Here is a 17,971-nt window from a genome sequence, read left to right as displayed (position 1 = left end):
TTGCGCCAGAATTTTCTTATCCGGCAGAGTTTTTGCGGGCGTCTTGGAGCCCGCGACAGGAGGCACCGGAAGGCGGATGCCACGGGAAAAGTCTGGAAAGCGCTTAGCCGAGCCTGCACAGCCGGCCACGATACGACGACCCGAGGCGACGCGGATCGCCGGCCTCAGCGTGCACGCATCGCTCGCCGGCGAGATCGGCCTCAGGATCGTGCGCGGCGACTATCCGCCCGGAACTGTCCTGCCCAACGAAGCCAAATGGTCGGAAACCTTCAATGTCAGCCGCTCGGCGGTGCGCGAGGCCATCAAGATGCTGATGGCCAAGAGCCTGCTCGCGTCCCGCCCCAAGATCGGCAGTTGGGTCGAGCCGAGGGAGCGCTGGAACCTGCTCGACCGCGACGTGCTCGCCTGGTACGCGACCTCGCCTGACCGCGAGGTGTTTCTCAGAACGGTGCAGGAGTTCCGCCATATCATCGAGCCTGAGGCGGCCGCCTTCGCGGCGCTGCGGCGCTCCGACGAGCAGATGGTCGAAATCAGCCAAGCGTGCCGCGAAATGGGGGAGGCGGCGCATATCCAGGAGCGCACGCGCGCCGATACGCGGTTCCATCTCGCCATCCTGCGCGCCTCGGGCAATGAGCTGCTGGTGCCGCTAGGCGTACTGATCGAATCGGCGCTCGATCATCTCTTCATCTTCGTCACGCGCGAGCACAGCGACCAGCGGCGGGCCCAGTCCCTGCACGAGGCGATCGAGCGGAACATCCGCCTGCAGCGCCCGGCCGCGGCGAGAAGCGCGGTGCACAGGCTTCTCGCCAATACCGACGAGGTGATCGAGCTCTCGAGACGCTGACAGGCTTGGCCGCGGCTTTCAGATCGTCTGCTTTTTGCCGTCCTTCGACGGCATCAGGTCGACGCCGTTGAGCTTGCCGATATGGGTGGCCAGCATCGGCACATACTGCTCGGCCGGCCCCGCCGCGAAGGCGGTCGCGAACGAATTCTTGGTGGCGTTGCCAAGCGGATTGGCGATGCCGGCAGCGCCGGCCATCGATTCCAGATAGGTCAAATCCTTGAAGGCATTGGCGATGGAGAATTTGTGGGCGTCGCGGTCGCCTTCCAGCGTCCAGCGCATGAAGGTCTGGTAGAAGCCGCAATCCATGCGGCCGTTGCGGATCACGCTGTCGAAGCGGGGCGGCGAGATGCCGACCTTCTGCGCCAGCGCCAAGGCTTCCGAATAGATCGCCGCGTAGCCGAGCGAGATGAAGTTGTTGAGCAGCTTCATGCGGTGGCCGTCGCCGGTGTCACCGATATGGACGATGCGGCCGGCCCAGGTTTCGATCACCGGCTTCAACCGTGCGAACACCGCGTCGGGCGCGCCGACCATGGCGTCGAGCGTGCCTTCCCAGGCCTCCTTCGGCGTGCGACTGAGCGGCGCGTCGACATAGTCGACGCCGAGCGCCCTGAGTTCGGCTGCCAGCGCGACGGTGGAGACGGGGTCGGATGTCGAGCAATCCACGACCACGCAGCCTTGCTTCAGACCTTCCTTCAGCCCGCCGGGGCCGCGGATGATCGCCTCGACCTCACGCGAGCCGGTGACGCAGATGAAGACGATGTCGGAGGCCGCTGCCACTTCTTTGGACGTGGCCACTTCCTTTGCGCCGCGGCCGAGCAGGTCATCCGCCGGCTTGCGGTTCTTGCGGCCGAGGAAGGTGAGCGGATAGCCCTTGTCGACGATGTTCTTGGCGATGCCATGCCCCATCAGGCCGAGGCCGATGAAACCGATGTTTTCGCGGGCAGCGGTGGTGGTCATGTCGTTTCGTCCCTGTCTTTCCTGATGGTCGGCGCCGGCGCGACCGGCCGGCGAGCATTGCTGGAGAAGGTTTTCGCGGATCGCGGTTGGCAGGCCGTTGCTGAATGCCATATTGTCTGACAATACACACAATCCTTGAGAAATGTGGAGAGCAAAATGACGAAGCGCATCATGTTCACCGGCGGCAGCGGCAAGGCCGGCCGCCATGTCGTGCAGTATCTGGTCGAGCATGGCTGCCAGGTGCTCAACATCGACACCAAGCCGCTCGACAACCCGAAGGTGCGCACGCTGATCACCGACATTACCGACAGCGGCCAGGTGTTCAACGCGCTGTCGAGCTATGCCGGGCTGCATGAATTCGATCCATCGCTGCGCGCACAGCCGGTCGACGCCGTGGTGCATTTTGCCGCCATCCCGCGGATCATGATCACCCCGGACAACGAGGTGTTCCGCATCAACGCGATGGGCACCTACAACGTCATCGAAGCGGCGGTGAAACTCGGCATCCGCAAGGTGATCATCGCCTCCAGCGAGACGACCTACGGCCTGGTCTTCGCCAACGAGCCGCGCAACCCGACCCATTTCCCGCTCGACGAGGACTATGACGTCGATCCGATGGACAGCTACGCCCTGTCCAAGATCGTCAACGAAAAGACGGCGCGCGCCTTCGCGCTGCGCAGCGGTTTCGACATCTATGCGCTGCGCATCGGCAACGTCATCGAGCCGCATGAATATGCGCTGTTCCCGAAATGGTTTGCCGATCCCGGTTTCCGCAAGCGCATTGCCTGGAGCTATATCGACGCCCGCGATCTCGGCCAGATCGCCTTGCGCGCCATCGAGAAGGATGGGCTGGGCTATCAGGTGTTCAACGCCGCCAATGACGAGACCTCGTCCGATCTGCCGACGGCCGAGCTGCTGAAGCGTTTCTATCCAGGCGTGCCGGTGAAAGCCGAGCTCGGTGAATTCGAGACGCTACTGTCCAACCGCAAGGCGCGGGACGTGCTCGGCTTCCGCCCCGAACACAGCTGGCGCAAATACGTCAAAACAGCGTGAGGGCCGACAAACATAGGTTGAGCTGTGCACAGCGCGGCGTCTAGCGGCAAAGGCGGCCTTGCCGCGCTTGACAGCTTCTGAAAACCGGACTTTCTGGGCGTATGCGGGACGCAAAGCCGAACAACGAAAAGAGGCCGACGAAAGCGGCATCCGCCGAGCGTATGGCTGGCGTTCGCCGGCCGGACGCGCCGCGCATCCCTGGTGCCAGCGTGCACACCTCGCTGGCCAGCGAAATCGGCCTTCGGATCGTGCGCGGCGACTACCCGCCGGGCACCATCCTGCCCAACGAGGCCAAATGGTCGGAGACTTTCGACGTCAGCCGCTCGGCGGTGCGCGAGGCGATCAAGATGCTGATGGCCAAGAGCCTTCTGGCATCACGTCCGAAAATCGGCAGCTGGGTTGAGCCGAAGGAGCGCTGGAACCTGCTCGACCGCGACGTGCTCTCCTGGTACGCGACGTCGCCGGACCGTGAAGTCTTCCTGAAGACGGTGCAGGAATTCCGCCACATCATCGAGCCCGAGGCGACGGCTTTTGCCGCAATGCGGCGCACCGATGAGCAGATGGCCGAGATCAGCCAGGCCTGCCGCGAGATGGGCGAGGCGACCAATCTGCAGGAGCGGACGCGCGCCGACACCCGCTTCCACCTGGCCATTCTCCGGGCCTCCGGCAACGATCTCCTGGTGCCCCTGGGCGTCCTGATCGAATCCGCCTTCAATCATCTCTTCGCCTATACGACACGCGAGCTGGACGACCTGCAGCACGCCCAGAAACTGCACGAAGCGATCGAGAGGAACATCCGGCTGCAGCGGCCGGATGCTGCGCGCAACGCCGTGCGCAAGCTGCTCGCGAATACCGACGACGTCATCCGCTCGCGCTAAGGCCTACCGATACCCGGGTGAGGCCCGGTCCGACCTCGACAAGTCCTTAGTCTTCCTTCTCGCGCCCGAAAGCGACGCGCAACTCGTCCTTGGCCTTTTCCAGAACTCGCTTGCGCTTCTCGGGCAGGTTCCTGCCGGCGCGGTTGATGTAGAAATTCAGCATCGACATCGCGGATCGGAACGGCTCAGCCTTGCGGCGATGGCTGTGCTCAGCCGAGCGCTTCAGCGAGGTGGCGATCCTCTTGGCATCGTCGGATTCGAAAATGTGCTCCTCGAGATCCAGCGCATCGCTGTGCGCGGTCACTTCGGCCGACCATTTTTTCCTGGCGGTCATGGCGAACCTCCTTCCTGGGGCACAACTCCCCTTGGGCACAACGCTCTCTTGGGGCAAAAACTCTGGGCGGCATGGCCGGTTCCCGATTTCTGGAGCCACGGATTTGTCCCTTGTGGCGCTGCTCGGCACCGGGAATGCGCCGATACTTGGGGTGGAAACCGCCCGATCACCAACAAGCGCGGACAGGAAAGGTGTGACGACAACCGTCTCCAGCCGGGCAGATGGCCCCAGCATCGACAGCGCCTATGCATGGGTACGGCTCGGCGTCTCGATGCTTTTGTCGACGATCGGCGGCGCCGGCATGTGGGCGGTGGTCGTCGTTCTGCCCGCCGTGCAGGCCGAATTCGGCGTCGACAGGGCCGCGGCTTCAATGCCTTATACCGCGACCATGGTCGGCTTCGCCGCCGGCAATATGCTGGTCGGACGCGCCATCGACCGCATGGGTTACTGGATCCCGGCGCTCGTCTCTGCGATTGCGCTCGGCGCGGGCTTCCTGCTCGCCTCGCTGACCAGCTCGATCCTTGCGTTCAGCCTTGTCCAGGGGCTTCTGATCGGACTCGGCACATCGGCGATCTTCGGCCCGTTGATCGCCGACATCTCGCACTGGTTCAACCGGCGCCGCGGGGTCGCGGTGACCGCGGCCGCATCCGGCAGCTATCTTGCCGGAGCAGTCTGGCCGACGGTGATGCCCTATGTCATGCAAGGCGAAGGCTGGCGGTTCACCTATGCCGCGATCGGCATCTTCTGCCTCGCTACCATGGTGCCGCTGGTGCTGATGCTGCGCCGCGGCGCGCCGCGCGAAGCCACCCATGGCTCGCCGGGAAGCCGGCCGACGCAGCCAATCTCGCTGTCGCCGGCGGCGTTGCAGATGCTGCTGGTGATTGCCGGCTTCGGCTGCTGCATGGCGATGTCGATGCCGCAAGTGCATATCGTCGCCTATTGCATGGATCTCGGCTACGGCGTCGCGCGCGGCGCCGACATGCTGTCGATCATGCTGGCGGCGGGCGTTGTCAGCCGCATTGGCTCAGGTTTCCTCGCCGATCGCATCGGCGCGGTGAAAACCTTGATCATCGGCTCGGCGCTGCAATGCCTGTCGCTGCTGTTCTATATTCCCTTCGACGGGCTGGCCTCGCTGTATGTGGTGTCGCTGGTGTTCGGCCTCTCGCAAGGCGGCATCGTTCCCTGCTATGCGATCATCGTGCGCGACTACATGCCGGCCAAGGAAGCCGGCCAGCGCGTCGGCATCGTCCTGATGGCGACGATCTTCGGCATGGCCGCCGGCGGCTGGATGTCGGGCTGGATCTACGATCTAACCGGCTCCTATGCCGCCGCCTTCCTCAACGGCATCGCCTGGAACCTGGTCAATCTCGCGGCGATTTTGCTGCTTATGTGGAAGGCGAGGCGAGGCGCGGAAGCGCCGGCCTGATTTCCGCCGGCAACCCTGGCCATTGCAAGCTTGTCTACCGGCGCAAAGGTGGGGTCAGGTGATACTCGTCCGTGCACTTTCGTATGGCGTCGCGCCCGAATACTGGGTGCAGCAGGCTATTTACTTGGAAAGGCTTTGGGCGGAATATTGCGAAAGTGGGAGGAAGCAGTCGGAAAATCTCCTGAATAAATGCGCTCGAACGGCTTCCGCCCGTTGAATGCAAGGGAGGATAATCATGAGACGTACTTTCCCGCTCGCGGCATCCGCCGCGGCGTTGTTGCTCGGCGTGCCCTCCGCCTTCGCGCAGTCCGGCGGCGTCGAGAAAGCAGTCGGCGGCTACAGCTTCGAGGAAGCCGCAAAGGAAGCCCCCACCACCAAGGATTTCCATTCGGCCGATGGCCATCTCACCTTCGCCATCGTCACACATACGGCCGGCAACGGCTTCTTCGATCCGGTCTATGTCGGCGCAACCGCCGCCGGCAATCTGATCGGCGCCAAGATACTGCTGCTCGGCTCGGAATCTCCGACCGACGACCCGGCCCGCGAGATCGAAATCCTGAATCAGATCGTGCAGGATCCGACGATCGACGGGCTGATCATGACAACGCCCCAGGTCGGCGCCTACAACGACATCGTCAAGGCTGCCGCGGCCAAGGGCATACCGGTAGCAACGACCAATTCCTTCGACGGCACGATCCTCGACCGCAGCGGCATCAGCCACACCGGTCAGGACGCCTCCGCCGCGGCGATCGCCGGCGAGGCACTCGTCAAGTGCCTGGCGGACAAGGGCATCGAGAAGGGCTCGATCGTTCTGCCGTCATCGACCGCGATGGGCAACATCGAGGTGAACAATCGCGTCACCGCGGCCTTCAACGCGATCGTCAAAGGCCTGAAGGATGCCGGCAAGCTCGAGGCCTTCAAGGTCGACGCAGGTCCCGAGAACACCGGCATCGACACCAATCCGAACGATCCGGTGAACGGCATCGTGACGCTGTTCGAGTCGCGCGGTGACGTTGTCGGCGCCTTCGCCGGCAACAACGTGTTCACGCCAGCGCTGGCCAAGGCCGTCGCCCAAACCGGAAAGACCGGCAAGATCTGCGCCTATGGGTTCGACCTCGGTCCGGCGCAGCAGGATGCGTTGAAGAGCGGCGACCTGACCGGCGCGCTCGGGCAGCAGCCCTTCCTGCAGGGCTTCTATCCGGTCATGCAACTCTATCTGCAGATCGATCGCGGCATCGCGGCCGCCAATCTCGACACGCGCGCCCAACTCGTGACGCAGGAGACCGTTGGAAAGGTCGGCAAGCGTTTCGAGAACTGAATGTCAAAGCGACACTGAACCCGGCGCGGGAGGGCTGGTATCTTCCCGCGCATTTTGGCCTTCGGAACCCTTTATCAAAGAATGCCCGCTGAAGCTCTCGTTCGTCGCCTTCCACCCCAGCTCGTCGGCGGCTGGGAAATGGGATTGCTTGCCCTGCTGGCGCTGATCTATCTCGGCGGCGCTGCCGTCAATCCGACGTTTTTCGGCTCGCCGGAGGCGTTCCATGCACTGCTTCGCGATACCTCGCGGGTCGCCATCATCGCCGTCGGAATGACCTTCGTCATCATCAACAAGGACCTCGACCTTTCGGTCGGTTCCATCTACGGCCTGGTGGCCGTCGTTTTTGCGAGGCTGTTCGCGCCAAGCTTCGCCGATCTCGGCATCGTCATGTCGGTGACCGTCTGCGTCCTTCTTGGGATGTTGATCGGCCTCGTCAATGGCGTGCTCGTTACCATCCTAAAAGTGCCGGCGTTCATCGCCACCTTGACCACGCTTCTGATCGGCCGCGGCTTCGTCCTCGCCTTGACGCACGGTCAGGCGATCTACTATCCAGGAAAAGCGAAGGAGGCCCCGCTCTTCTTCCATCTCGGCGAGACGAACGTCTTCGGCTTCAACAACCAGATCGCAATCTTCGCGGTCGTTGCCGTGATCGGCGCCTACGTGCTCGCCAACACTCGCTGGGGCTACGAAACCTTTGCGACGGGCGGCAACGAGCAGGCAGCAGTCTATGCTGGCATACCGACGAACTGGGTGCGCATCCGTGCCTATCTGCTCTCGTCGCTCTGCGCCGCCGTTGCCGGCCTGCTGTCGGCCGCTCAGGACAAGGGGGTGACCCCGCTTTACGGCGTCAGCGGCGAACTGACCGTCATCGCCGCGGTGATCATCGGCGGCGCTTCCATTCTAGGCGGTCGCGGCCGCGTCGCCGGATCCTGCCTCGGCGCCATGCTGGTCGTTCTGCTCGACAAGGTGCTGCGCGAGGGTTTGCCGATCACGCGCACCATCAAGATCGGCGAGGAGGAGGTGACGGTCAACGCCGTCTACTCCCTGCCAGTGGGCGCGGTTCCGGTCTTCCTCGGACTGCTGCTTGTCATCGCCGTGCTGATCGAACCCTATCTCATCCGCCGGCAGGTCGCGGCGCGCCTCTGGGCATGGCTGCGCGGCAGGCCGCCGCCGCCGGCCTTCGAGATCGGCGGCGTCGCGCTCGAGGGCGTGGTGACCAAGGGCGCGATGGCGACCGACATCGCACTGTCGGCAACGGGGTTCGGCAAGTTCCTCGCCCGGCGCGATGCCCTCGCCGTCATCCTGACAGTGGTGCTGTGGCTCACGGGCCTTTTCCTCAGGCCGGATTACTGGTGGAACCTGTCCAACACTTTCGCGATCCTGCTCAACTATACGGAACTGGCGCTGATCACGGTCGGGCTTACCTATGTCATCGCGGCCGGCGATATCGACCTCTCCGTCGGAGCCGTCCTGGCGCTCGCCGGCAGTGCGGCGGCCTATTTCCTGAAGGTCCTGGGTGCCGACCCCGTCACCGCTATCGCGATGGGCCTGCTTGCGGGAATGCTTGCCGGCCTCGTCAACGCCGTCGTCGCCGTTGGCTTGAAACTGCCGGCCTTCATCGCAACGCTTGGCATGTTCTACATCGCCCGCGGCCTCGCGGCCTGGTTCGTCGCCGGGCAGCAGCTTACCGGCTGGCCGGAGGGCTACAATTTGCTCGGCCGCAAGGTGAATGACATCCTCCTTCACTTCAGCATCGTGCTTCCGGATGGCATCCTCAGAACACTGGCCGAGGTGGTCAGCCTGCAGACCATCTGGATGATCTTCGTGGCCGTGATTGCCGGCGTCGTGCTCGCCCACACGCCGTTCGGGCAAAAGGTCTATGCAACCGGCGGCAACATCCGCGCCGCCGCCTATGCCGGCATCAACACCAACCGGGCGCGCTTCATCTCGCTCATGCTGGCGGCGTTCTGCGCGACGATGGCCGGGATCATCAACGTCGCCTATTTCCGAAGCTTCAACCCCGTTGCAGGCCAGTTCCGCGAACTCGACGCCATCGCGTCGGTGATCATCGGCGGCGGGTCGATCTTCGGCGGCTACGGCACCATGCTGGGTTCTCTGGCCGGTGCAGCCGTGATCACCCTCGTTCGGGCGCTCCTGCAGCTCAATGTCCAGGGCTTCAGCATGCCGCAGCATTGGATCAATGTCTTCATCGGCGTCATTCTCATTGTCGCGGTGCTGATCGACATCTGGGTGCGCCAGGCCAATATCTTCGGTCGCCTGCGAGCCCGCCTCGCGCGAGGCGCACGAACCCGGGAAACCATTCATGCCTGATGCTGCGTTGCCTCAACCGATCGTGGAAATGCGAAGCATCGAAAAAGCCTTCGGTGCCGTTCAGGCGCTTCGGAAAGTCGATCTGGTGCTCTATCCCGGAGAGATCCTTGGACTGGTCGGCGACAACTCGGCCGGCAAGTCGACGCTCATGAAGATCCTGACCGGCGCCTATCAGCGCGACGCCGGCGAAATCCTCGTCGCCGGTCAACCGGTGCACTTCAAGAGTCCGCATGAGAGCCGCGATGCGGGCATCGAGATGATCTACCAGGATTTCGCTCTTTGCGGAAACATGGATGTCGGCCAGAACATCTTTCTCGGCCGCTGGCCGCGCAAAGGCCCTTTCGTCAATCGCCGCAAGATGTACGCGGAAGCCGATAGCGTGCTGAAGCGGCTCAAGGTGGACGTGAACTCCGTTTTCCAGAAGGTCGAGAGCCTGTCGGGCGGTCGCCAGCAATCCGTGGCGATCGCCCGCGCGATTTCGTTCGAGCCACGCGTCGTGATCCTCGACGAACCGACCGCCAATCTCTCGGTGATGGCGACCGCGCGGCTCCTCGAGACCATGCTGGAACTGAAAAGGCAGGGTGTTGCCCAGATCATCATCTCGCATCGGCTGGTCGACATTTTCGCCGTAGGCGACCGTGTCATGGTGCTCAAGCGCGGCGAGAATGTCGGCGACCGTCATGTCAGGAACACCGACGAGCACGAGGTCCTTGAGATCATCGTCTCCGGCACGCGGGAGCAGGCGCTTACCGCCGATCAAGCGAGGGCAGTCTGACCACCGAGGCATTGATCCCGGGGTTTATCGCCTCTGCCGGGGGTCGGCTGAACCAAAATTCGTCGGCTTGACAACGGCCATGGCCTGCGCGACCCAACCGGAATGGGACGGGCTGCGAAACATGGTTGCTGTGGCTAAACTGTTGATCGTCAACTCGCCGCTGCGCTCCTTTCGTGCAAAAAGGACAAGGCGGTGACAAGGCCGCGCTCGCGGCGCGGCGGCGGCCGCCCGACCATCGCCGATGTGGCGCGCAAGGCGGGCGTCGGCGCGATCACCGTGTCGCGTGCGCTGCGCGAGCCTGGGCGGGTCTCGGAAGATCTGCGCCGGCAGATACAGGTCGCCGTCGACGAGCTCGGTTACATCCCGGACCCCAATGCGCGCGCATTGGCTTCGGCGCGCGCGGAGGTCTTCGGCGTGCTGGTGCCGTCGCTCACCAATAATGTCTTTGCCGAAGTGGTGCGCGGCATCTATGACAGTCTTTCGGACAGCCCTTTCCGCATCCAGATGGGCAATACCCACTATTCGGGCCTGGAAGAGGAGCGGCTGCTGCAGCTGTTCGCCTCGCAGCGCCCGGCGGCGCTTATCGTCGCCGGCATCGACCAGACGCCGCAGTCGCGAAAGCTGCTGGAGACGGCCGGCTGCCCGGTGGTGCAAGTGATGGAAACCGGACACGATCCGGTCGATATGCTGGTCGGCTTCTCGCATTTCGACGGTGGCCGCGCTGCCACCGAGCACCTGATCGAGGCAGGTTATCGGCGCATCGGTTTCATCGGCGCGCGCATGGACCCGCGCTCGCAGCGGCGCCTTGCCGGCTATCGCGCGGCCATGGAGTCGGCCGGCCTGTTCGATCCCCGCCTGGTCACCACCACGCCGCTACTGTCCAGCGTGACGCTCGGCCGCGAGCTTTTGCGCGATGCCCTGGCCAAGATGCCGTCGCTCGACGGCGTCTTCTGCAACAATGACGATATCGCGCTGGGGGTCTTGTTCGAATGTCGCCGCGCCGCCATCGCGGTACCGAAGGCCATCGGCATCGTCGGCTTCAACGACCTCGACATGATGCAGGCGGCGTTCCCGTCGGTCACCAGCGTTCGCACGCATCGTTATGAAATCGGACGGCAGGCAGTGGCGATGGCGCTGGCGGCGATTGCGGGCCGGAGGCCCCAGCAGAGGGTTGTCGATCTCGGTTTCGAGCTCATTCGCCGCGAGAGCACCGCACGTTGAAACACGCAAAGACGACTGTGCAAATGCCGGTTTACTACCTTGCATGGTAGCGCTACCATCTTCTGCGTCGAGCAATAAGATGGCAGACGCGAGGCGCTGTTTATTATACATAAGAAAACAGTCCGTACTTGTTTATTATGTATAATATGATAGTTTGCTGAATTGCCCTCAGGCGAGGCAAGAGGAGGCAGCGGGCGGCAAAGGTCGGCCGGCAGGCGATTGGATGCGGCAGGAGGTGCCGGCCAAAACGCCAGGACTTAATCAACAAGCAGAACTGCAACTGGGAGGAATACTGATGATCAAGTCACTTGTTGGCGGTGTGGTTGCCGCCACTGCATTTGTCATGCTGAGCTCGTCGGCGATCGCCGATCCGGAAATCGTCAAAGGGCCCTCGGCCGAGCCCGACTGCTTCGCGCCCTGGGCGGCCGACACACAATTCTTCAAATATCCGAAGAAGGAAGGGCCCTATCGTATCGCGCTCGCGAACGGCTACATCGCCAATACCTGGCGCATCCAGATGATCCAGACGGCCAAAGCCTATGCCGCGCAGCCGGACGTCGCCAAGAAGCTGAAGGAATTCAAGGTGGTATCGACCGGCGAGGATGTGCCGGCGCAGATCTCGGCGATCAATAACTTCATCGATTCCGGCTTCGACGCGATCGTCGTCAACGCCCAGAACCCGACCGCGTTCGGGCCTGTGATCAAGCGCGCCAAGGAAGCCGGTGTCATCCTGGTTGCCTTCGACAACATCCTCGACACCAAGGACGCCATCAACGTCAATGTCGACCAGAAGGGGCTCGGCGAATTGTGGGGCAAATGGCTGGTCTCGCACGTTCCGAACGGCGGCAAAGTGCTTGAGGTGCGCGGCGTCGCGGGTACCTCCGTCGATACCGACCGGCACAATGGCATTCACGAGGTTCTCAACGCGTCGGGCAAGAAATGGGATGTCACCGAAGTCGTCGGCAAGTGGGACGACGGCGTGGCGCAGAAAGCCACGGCCGACGCGATCGCCACCAGCGGACCGTTCGACGGCATCACAGGGCAAGGCGGCGATACCGGCATCGTGCAGGCGATGATCGACGCCAAGCATCCGTTCGTGCCGTTCGGCGGCGAGACGGAAAACGGCTTCCGCAAATTCTGCGCGGCGCATGCGGCGGACGGGCTGAAATGTTCGTCGGCCGGTACCGGCCCGGCGCAGGTTGCCGTTGCCATCAAGACGGCGATTGCCGCGCTCGAAGGCAATGTCGTGCCGCAGTCGGTCAAGCTGCCTTTGGCCATCGTCGAGGATCCGAACTTCAAGGCAGGGCAGGACTACTTCCCCGATCAGTCCGACAATTTCTTCGTCGGCAATTCCTTCCCGACCTGCGGCATCAATTTCACCGCGCAGGAAATCATGGGCCAGACCAAGGAAAACAAATAGTCTGACGGACCGGCGTCGCGGAAGCCGCGGCGCCGGCCGCTTGATGCCAATCACGAACTGGCCTGGGGAGGGCTGATGAACGGCGCGGCTCCGCTCTTCCGCATGGAAGGCATATCCAAGCGCTATGGCGGCGTGCGCGCCCTGGAAAAGGCCGATCTCACCGTCACGGCCGGCAGCATCCACGCCATTCTCGGTGAGAACGGCGCCGGCAAATCAACTTTGATCAAGGTCATGGCCGGTGTCGTCGCGCCGGATGAAGGTACCATGACCCTGGACGGCCGCGAGGTGACATTTGCTTCGCCCGCCGCGGCAAACCAGGCCGGCATCGTCTGCATCTTCCAGGAGCTGTCGCTCATTCCGGAGCTGAGCGTCGCCGACAACATCGTCATATCGGACCCGCCGAAACGCTTCGGCATGATCGATCGCAAGGCGCAACGGCGCCTCGCGGAACAGGCGCTTGCCCGCGCCGGTGCCGCCGATATTCACCCCCTGGCGCTGATCAAGGACCTGCCGCTCTCGCGACGACAGATGGTCGAGATCGCCAAGGCGTTGGCCAGGAAGCCGCGCATCCTGATCCTCGACGAAGCGACGTCGGCGCTGACCGCCGCCGATGTCGCGAAGGTCTTCGAGGTGCTGAAGCGGTTGCGCCAGGAAGGGCTGGCGCTGCTCTATATCTCCCACCGAATGAACGAGATCTCCGAGCTTGCCGACCAGTGCACGGTGTTTCGCAACGGCCGCAATGTCGCCAGCTATCCGGCCGGGTCGAAGAGCGACAACGAAGTCGTGGAACTGATGATCGGCCGGGAATACAGCCACATCTTTCCGCCGAAGCCGGCCGGGCCCCAGACGGTTGCAGCTCCTGTGCTGGAGGCGCGCAACCTGTCCTGGAGCGATAGGCTGGACAATATCTCGCTCTCGGTTGCGGCCGGCGAGGTCGTAGGATTGGGCGGGCTCGACGGCCAGGGTCAGCGTGAGCTGCTGCTGGCGTTCTTCGGCGTTCTGCGAGGTCTTTCCGGGCAGATCCTGGTCGACGGCAAGCCGGTTTCGATTGCCAGCCCGGCAGCCGCCAGCGATGACCGTATCGGCATGGCGCTGATCCCGGAAGACCGCAAGACGGAAGGGCTGATGCTGCCGATGACGGTGCGCGAGAACCTTTCCTTCGCAGCACTAGACAGGCTGTCCAAGGCCAGCGTCATCGACCGTGCCGCCGAGCAGCGGCTGATCGATGACATGGTTGAATTGCTGGCCATCAAGACGGCGGGGCTCGATATCCCTGTCGGGGCGCTGTCCGGCGGCAACCAGCAGAAGGTGGTGATCGCCAAATGGCTGATGCGGCAGCCGCGCATCATTCTGCTCAACGATCCGACGCGCGGCATCGATGTCGGCACCAAGCAGGAGCTCTATCAGCTGATGCGTAAGCTCGCCGACGCCGGCGCCGCGATATTGTTTTATTCGACCGACTATGACGAGCTGATCGGCTGCTGCGACCGCGTGCTCGTGCTTTATGACGGCGCCATCAAGCGCGAGCTGGTTGGCGCCGATATCACCGAGCACGCGCTGATCGCCAGCGCGCTGAATATCCACGGCGGCAGCGAGCGGGCAGAGCAAGGAGAGGGCGCGTGAAGGATTGGCGCTATTGGCTGGCCGAGCAGCGCGGGACGCTGCTGGCGTTCGCCATCTTCATCGTCATGTTCGCGATCTACAGCGGCAATCATCCAGCCGGCTTCACGGCCAATGTCGTGCAGACAGCGGCGAACAAGGGCGTTCTGCTTGCCTTCGTGGCGATGGCGCAAACGCTGGTTGTGATCACCGCCGGCATCGATCTCTCGGTCGGCATGATCTTCACGCTGACCAATTGCATGGCTTCCTGGCTCGTCATCGGCACGGGCCTCGAGACGGCGTTCGGATTGGTGGCTGTGCTTGGCACCGGGCTCGTCTGCGGGGCGATCAACGGCGCCATCGTGATCTACGGGCGCCTGCAGCCGATCGTCGCCACGATAGCCACGGGCGCCGTCTATTTCGGTCTCGCGCTGCTTTTGCGACCGGTTCCCGGCGGATCGGTCAACGAGGACGTCGCCGATTTCCTGACAGGGCGCTTCTTCGGCGTCGTGCCGGCAAGCCTGATGGCGCTGTTCGTCGTCGTGCTTGTCGTGTGGGTGCCGTTCCGCCGCTCCGAGCTCGGCCGCGCCGCTTACGCTGCGGGCTCGTCCGAAACGGCAGCCTATATGTCGGGTGTGCCGATCCGCAGGGGCAAGTTCCTTGCCTACACGCTGGCCGGACTGCTTGCCGCGATTGGCGGCCTGTTCCTCACCTTCTTTACCTATACGGGCGAGGCTGCCTATGCGAGCGGCAATGCCTACACGTTGTTCTCGATCGCGGCAGTTGTGCTCGGCGGCGTCTCGCTGTTCGGGGGCAAAGGCAGCGCTATTGGCGCGATCTTCGGAGCGCTCGCCTTCCGCACCATCGGCGACCTGCTGTTCGTCTTCGATTTCGACCCGCTCTGGCAGCCGCTGTTCCAGGGCATCATCCTGTTGATCGCGGTCAGCCTCGGCGCCTTCGCGCTGTTTCGGGTGCGCAACCGGCTGGAGTGGTTCCTGTGAGCGAAACGACGCTTGGCGGCATCGCCAGCCGCATGCCGAAATTCATCCGCCGCGCCGATCCGGCGGTGGCGACCGCCTTTGCCTGCATCGTTATCCTGCTTCTGCTAGGTAGCCTCTATTCGCGCAGTTTTCTCTCGCCGGAATATCTCCTGCAGCAGCTGAAGGTCGCGTCATTCCTCGGCGTGATCGCCACCGGCATGATGCTGGTAATCCTGCTCGGCCAGATCGACCTTTCCGTGCCGTGGTCGGTGGCGACCGGCGCGATGATGGCCTGTGCCGCTGCAGCCTACGGTCCGGTCGGCGTCGCGCTCGCCATCCCGTTCGGCGTCCTGTGCGGGGTCGCGATCGGCATCGTCAACGGCGTCGGCGTGGCTTATTTGCGCATTCCCTCGATGATCATCACTCTAGCCACCAACGCCGTCGCGCAAGGGCTGATGGTGGTCTATACGGGCGGGTTCTCGCCGCAGGATTCGGCGACAGCGGCGATGCGCTACCTTGCGACCGGCTTCACCATTCCGGGGGTGCCGAACGCGGTGATCATCTGGGCGCTGATAGGGGCGGCAATGGTTTTCGTGCTGACCCGCACCTCCTTCGGCCGCGTCGTTTACGGCATCGGTAACCGTGAGCGCGCCGCCTATCTTTCCGGAATCGACACGCGCCGCGTGGTGCTGATTGCCTTTGCCGTCTCCGGCGGGCTCTCGGCCTTCGGGGGCGTCCTGCTCGCGGGCTACGCATCGAAGGCGGCGCAGTCGATGGGCGACGCCTATCTGTTGCCGTCGATCGCCGCCGTGGTGCTGGGCGGCACTTCGATCCTCGGCGGCCGCGGCTCATATCTTGGCACCGTCGCCGGCGTGATCCTGATCACGCTGCTGCAATCGATCCTGTCGGTCATGCAGATGCCGGAGGCGGGGCGGCAGATCATTTACGGCGTCGTGATCGTGGCCATGCTTTTGCTCTATGGCCGTGCGCCGGCAAGCCGCTGACTGTGGATGAAGGATCGTAAGGTCACAGCCGTCGGAGGTTTCCATTGAACGACATCCGGTCAGCGCCGGCCATAGTCGTGATGGGGGTCGCCGGCTGCGGCAAGACGGTGATGGGCGAAGCGCTGGCCGAGGCGCTGGGCGCCGTCTTCATCGAGGGCGACCGGTTGCATCCGCCGAAAAACGTGGCGCGCATGGCGCGCGGCGAGCCGCTGACGGATGCGTTGCGCGAGGGTTGGCTCGATGCCATCGGCGAGCGCATCGCAGCCTCGGTCGGCGAGGGACACAAGCCGGTGGCGGCCTGTTCGGCGCTGAAGCGCAGCTACCGGAACCGGCTGCTCAGCTTTTGCCCGGGCATCGTCTTCCTCTATCTGAAGATCGATCGCGAGACTGCCCGGCGACGGGTGTCGGGGCGCAAAGGCCATTTCATGCCGGCGAGTCTGGTCGACAGCCAGTTCGCGACCCTGGAAGAACCGGAGCCGGACGAACCGGCGGTGACGGCGGATGGCGCGCGGAGCGTCGTCGCCATCCTTAAGCAAGCACTGAGCTCAAGCCCCTCGAGCTGACCAGATTTAGGCGACGCACTTTTCAGTCTTCGTTCTGATGCATGTCGTTGACCCAAAACCGCTGCGCGTCTGGGGGAAATGCATTATGCGGCGTCGGCGCCGATCGCGGCTTGATCCTGCTGTCCGGTGAGCCGGTTGGCGCTGGACCAGGCCATCATCTGCTCGGGATGCAGTTTGACCGCTTCCAGCAGCCGGTCGCGCTTGAGCAGGATATAGGCCGCTTGCAGAACGAGGTTCTTTGCCGCCACGTCCTTTGCCGGCCGGGATGCAGGCTGGACAGCGTTGGGCTTCAGTTCGGGACTGACGATCGCGCGGTACTCGCGAAAGGGCACTGTCTCCAGGGTCGACATGCCAAACAGCGCAGCGCCGGCGCGCGCCGCAAAATTCGCCGGCGCCGAGGCGAGGTGGGTCCAGCCACGCTCGCCCATGGCGCTCTCGGTGAAGGTAGATCCCGCGTGGATGGTGTTGGTCATCAGCACGACTCCGTTCTCCTTCAGCGCCTTCTGGATGCGCGCCGTAACCTGGTAGGCTTCGGCGCGCTCAAAGACGATGCGGCTCTTCAGAAACCGGTTTTCGACCTCGACCAGCGGCTTGTTGATCACATGCAGGCCGAATTTGCTTTCCGAAAAGCCGTGGAAGTTGACGCTCACCTGGTGCGCTTCGATGCCGGCTTCGAAGAGGGCGCGCTTGCCCATGATGGTCTGGGCGACGAACTGATCGCACCAGACGATGGCGCCGCGGCCGCGCTGCAAGGCCTCGCGCAAGCCGTCGATGCCTTCCAGCCGGATCGCCGGCGACCAGCGCCTGCCAGGCGCCAGATGAGCGGCAAGCATCAGACGGCGGCGATGCGCGGCGGCGAGATGTCCCCTGAAAAGGCTTCGCGTGTCGGCATCATCGCCAAGCACCGCTTTGATCGCCACATCATACCGCGCGAAATCCTTGCGAAAATGACGCTTGCGTCGAAGCGTCGAAACCCAATCGCAGATCGGCGCCCACCAGGCCACCGGCAGCACCGCCGCCACCCCGAGATAGAACATGGATAGCAGGCTTTCGCGCAGATCCTTGTTGGAGACGCTGCGCAACTTGCCGGGGCGGAGGAGCTTGCGGCTGAAGAAGCGGACGGTCTCGCCGCGCTCCGGCACTGCAACGTCGGCGATGATCTCGGTATGATAGATGCTGGCGGATGACGGTTGCCGGTTGGCCCTGCGGGACTTGCCAAGCCGAGGCAGCCTCATGCGTTAGATACCCCCAAACCTTGATCCATCCGT

The 17,971-nt window shown here is 63.6% G+C and carries 16 protein-coding genes; 13 read left to right on the top strand and 3 right to left on the bottom strand.

Features of this window, described 5'->3' with window-relative positions; all coding sequences use genetic code 11:
- Positions 1–76 precede the first annotated feature (76 nt).
- Positions 77–844: a FadR/GntR family transcriptional regulator gene (locus EOD29_RS02330; protein ID WP_067328889.1), complete on the top strand. Its 768-nt coding sequence runs from the start codon at positions 77–79 to the stop codon at positions 842–844.
- Between the two features lie 18 nt (positions 845–862).
- Here the strand turns inward: EOD29_RS02330 and EOD29_RS02325 are convergent, their stop codons facing one another.
- On the bottom strand, positions 863–1,801 hold the full coding sequence (locus EOD29_RS02325; RefSeq protein WP_095784042.1) for an NAD(P)-dependent oxidoreductase: 939 nt from the start codon (positions 1,799–1,801) through the stop codon (positions 863–865).
- Between the two features lie 156 nt (positions 1,802–1,957).
- Between EOD29_RS02325 and EOD29_RS02320 the strand changes: the two genes are divergently transcribed.
- Both EOD29_RS02320 and EOD29_RS02315 read left to right on the top strand, forming a co-directional pair.
- Positions 1,958–2,854, top strand: coding sequence for an NAD(P)-dependent oxidoreductase (locus EOD29_RS02320; protein WP_095783976.1), 897 nt, complete (start codon positions 1,958–1,960; stop codon positions 2,852–2,854).
- A 101-nt stretch (positions 2,855–2,955) separates the two neighbouring features.
- Entirely contained in the window at positions 2,956–3,732 is a 777-nt protein-coding gene (locus EOD29_RS02315; RefSeq protein ID WP_095779401.1) for a FadR/GntR family transcriptional regulator, read from the top strand.
- Between the two features lie 46 nt (positions 3,733–3,778).
- Here the strand turns inward: EOD29_RS02315 and EOD29_RS02310 are convergent, their stop codons facing one another.
- Positions 3,779–4,066, bottom strand: coding sequence for a DUF3175 domain-containing protein (locus EOD29_RS02310; RefSeq protein ID WP_066992279.1), 288 nt, complete (start codon positions 4,064–4,066; stop codon positions 3,779–3,781).
- Positions 4,067–4,259: 193 nt separating this feature from the next.
- On the opposite strand from EOD29_RS02310, the gene EOD29_RS02305 reads away from it, so the two are divergent.
- The 10 genes from EOD29_RS02305 (at position 4,260) to EOD29_RS02260 (ending at position 16,703) form a co-directional block, all read left to right on the top strand.
- A complete protein-coding gene (locus EOD29_RS02305) occupies positions 4,260–5,492 on the top strand; it encodes an MFS transporter (protein ID WP_245475185.1) in 1,233 nt (410 codons plus the stop codon).
- A gap of 235 nt (positions 5,493–5,727) precedes the next feature.
- On the top strand, positions 5,728–6,810 hold the full coding sequence (locus EOD29_RS02300) for a substrate-binding domain-containing protein (protein ID WP_095802325.1): 1,083 nt from the start codon (positions 5,728–5,730) through the stop codon (positions 6,808–6,810).
- 81 nt (positions 6,811–6,891) lie between these two features.
- Positions 6,892–9,141 carry an ABC transporter permease gene (locus EOD29_RS02295; protein ID WP_127245830.1) on the top strand — a complete coding sequence of 750 codons (2,250 nt, stop codon included), beginning with the start codon at positions 6,892–6,894 and terminating at the stop codon, positions 9,139–9,141.
- Positions 9,134–9,916: an ATP-binding cassette domain-containing protein gene (locus EOD29_RS02290; RefSeq protein WP_066990523.1), complete on the top strand. Its 783-nt coding sequence runs from the start codon at positions 9,134–9,136 to the stop codon at positions 9,914–9,916. Before EOD29_RS02295 ends, EOD29_RS02290 begins: the two co-directional genes overlap by 8 nt.
- Before the next feature lie 192 nt (positions 9,917–10,108).
- Positions 10,109–11,137 carry a LacI family DNA-binding transcriptional regulator gene (locus EOD29_RS02285; protein WP_067328901.1) on the top strand — a complete coding sequence of 343 codons (1,029 nt, stop codon included), beginning with the start codon at positions 10,109–10,111 and terminating at the stop codon, positions 11,135–11,137.
- 295 nt (positions 11,138–11,432) lie between these two features.
- Positions 11,433–12,557 (top strand): sugar ABC transporter substrate-binding protein, encoded by a 1,125-nt coding sequence (locus EOD29_RS02280; RefSeq protein ID WP_066990529.1) that lies wholly within the window; start codon positions 11,433–11,435, stop codon positions 12,555–12,557.
- A gap of 75 nt (positions 12,558–12,632) precedes the next feature.
- Positions 12,633–14,180, top strand: coding sequence for a sugar ABC transporter ATP-binding protein (locus EOD29_RS02275; protein ID WP_127245829.1), 1,548 nt, complete (start codon positions 12,633–12,635; stop codon positions 14,178–14,180).
- The gene (locus tag EOD29_RS02270) at positions 14,177–15,157 is read left to right on the top strand and encodes an ABC transporter permease (protein ID WP_066990536.1); all 981 of its coding nucleotides are present in this window, start codon (positions 14,177–14,179) and stop codon (positions 15,155–15,157) included. The genes EOD29_RS02275 and EOD29_RS02270 overlap by 4 nt, the downstream gene beginning before the upstream one ends.
- A complete protein-coding gene (locus EOD29_RS02265) occupies positions 15,154–16,140 on the top strand; it encodes an ABC transporter permease (RefSeq protein ID WP_095802329.1) in 987 nt (328 codons plus the stop codon). Before EOD29_RS02270 ends, EOD29_RS02265 begins: the two co-directional genes overlap by 4 nt.
- Before the next feature lie 80 nt (positions 16,141–16,220).
- Positions 16,221–16,703 carry a gluconokinase gene (locus tag EOD29_RS02260; protein ID WP_127246128.1) on the top strand — a complete coding sequence of 161 codons (483 nt, stop codon included), beginning with the start codon at positions 16,221–16,223 and terminating at the stop codon, positions 16,701–16,703.
- Positions 16,704–16,786: 83 nt separating this feature from the next.
- On the opposite strand, the gene EOD29_RS02255 is transcribed toward EOD29_RS02260, so the two are convergent.
- Entirely contained in the window at positions 16,787–17,938 is a 1,152-nt protein-coding gene (locus EOD29_RS02255) for a hypothetical protein (protein ID WP_127214000.1), read from the bottom strand.
- Positions 17,939–17,971: the final 33 nt, after the last annotated feature.

It is taken from the genome of Mesorhizobium sp. M1A.T.Ca.IN.004.03.1.1 (assembly GCF_003997555.1).
Classification (GTDB): domain Bacteria; phylum Pseudomonadota; class Alphaproteobacteria; order Rhizobiales; family Rhizobiaceae; genus Mesorhizobium.
The sequence above is the reverse complement of the archived record's forward strand: the minus strand, read 5'-3'. Positions and strand labels throughout refer to the sequence as shown.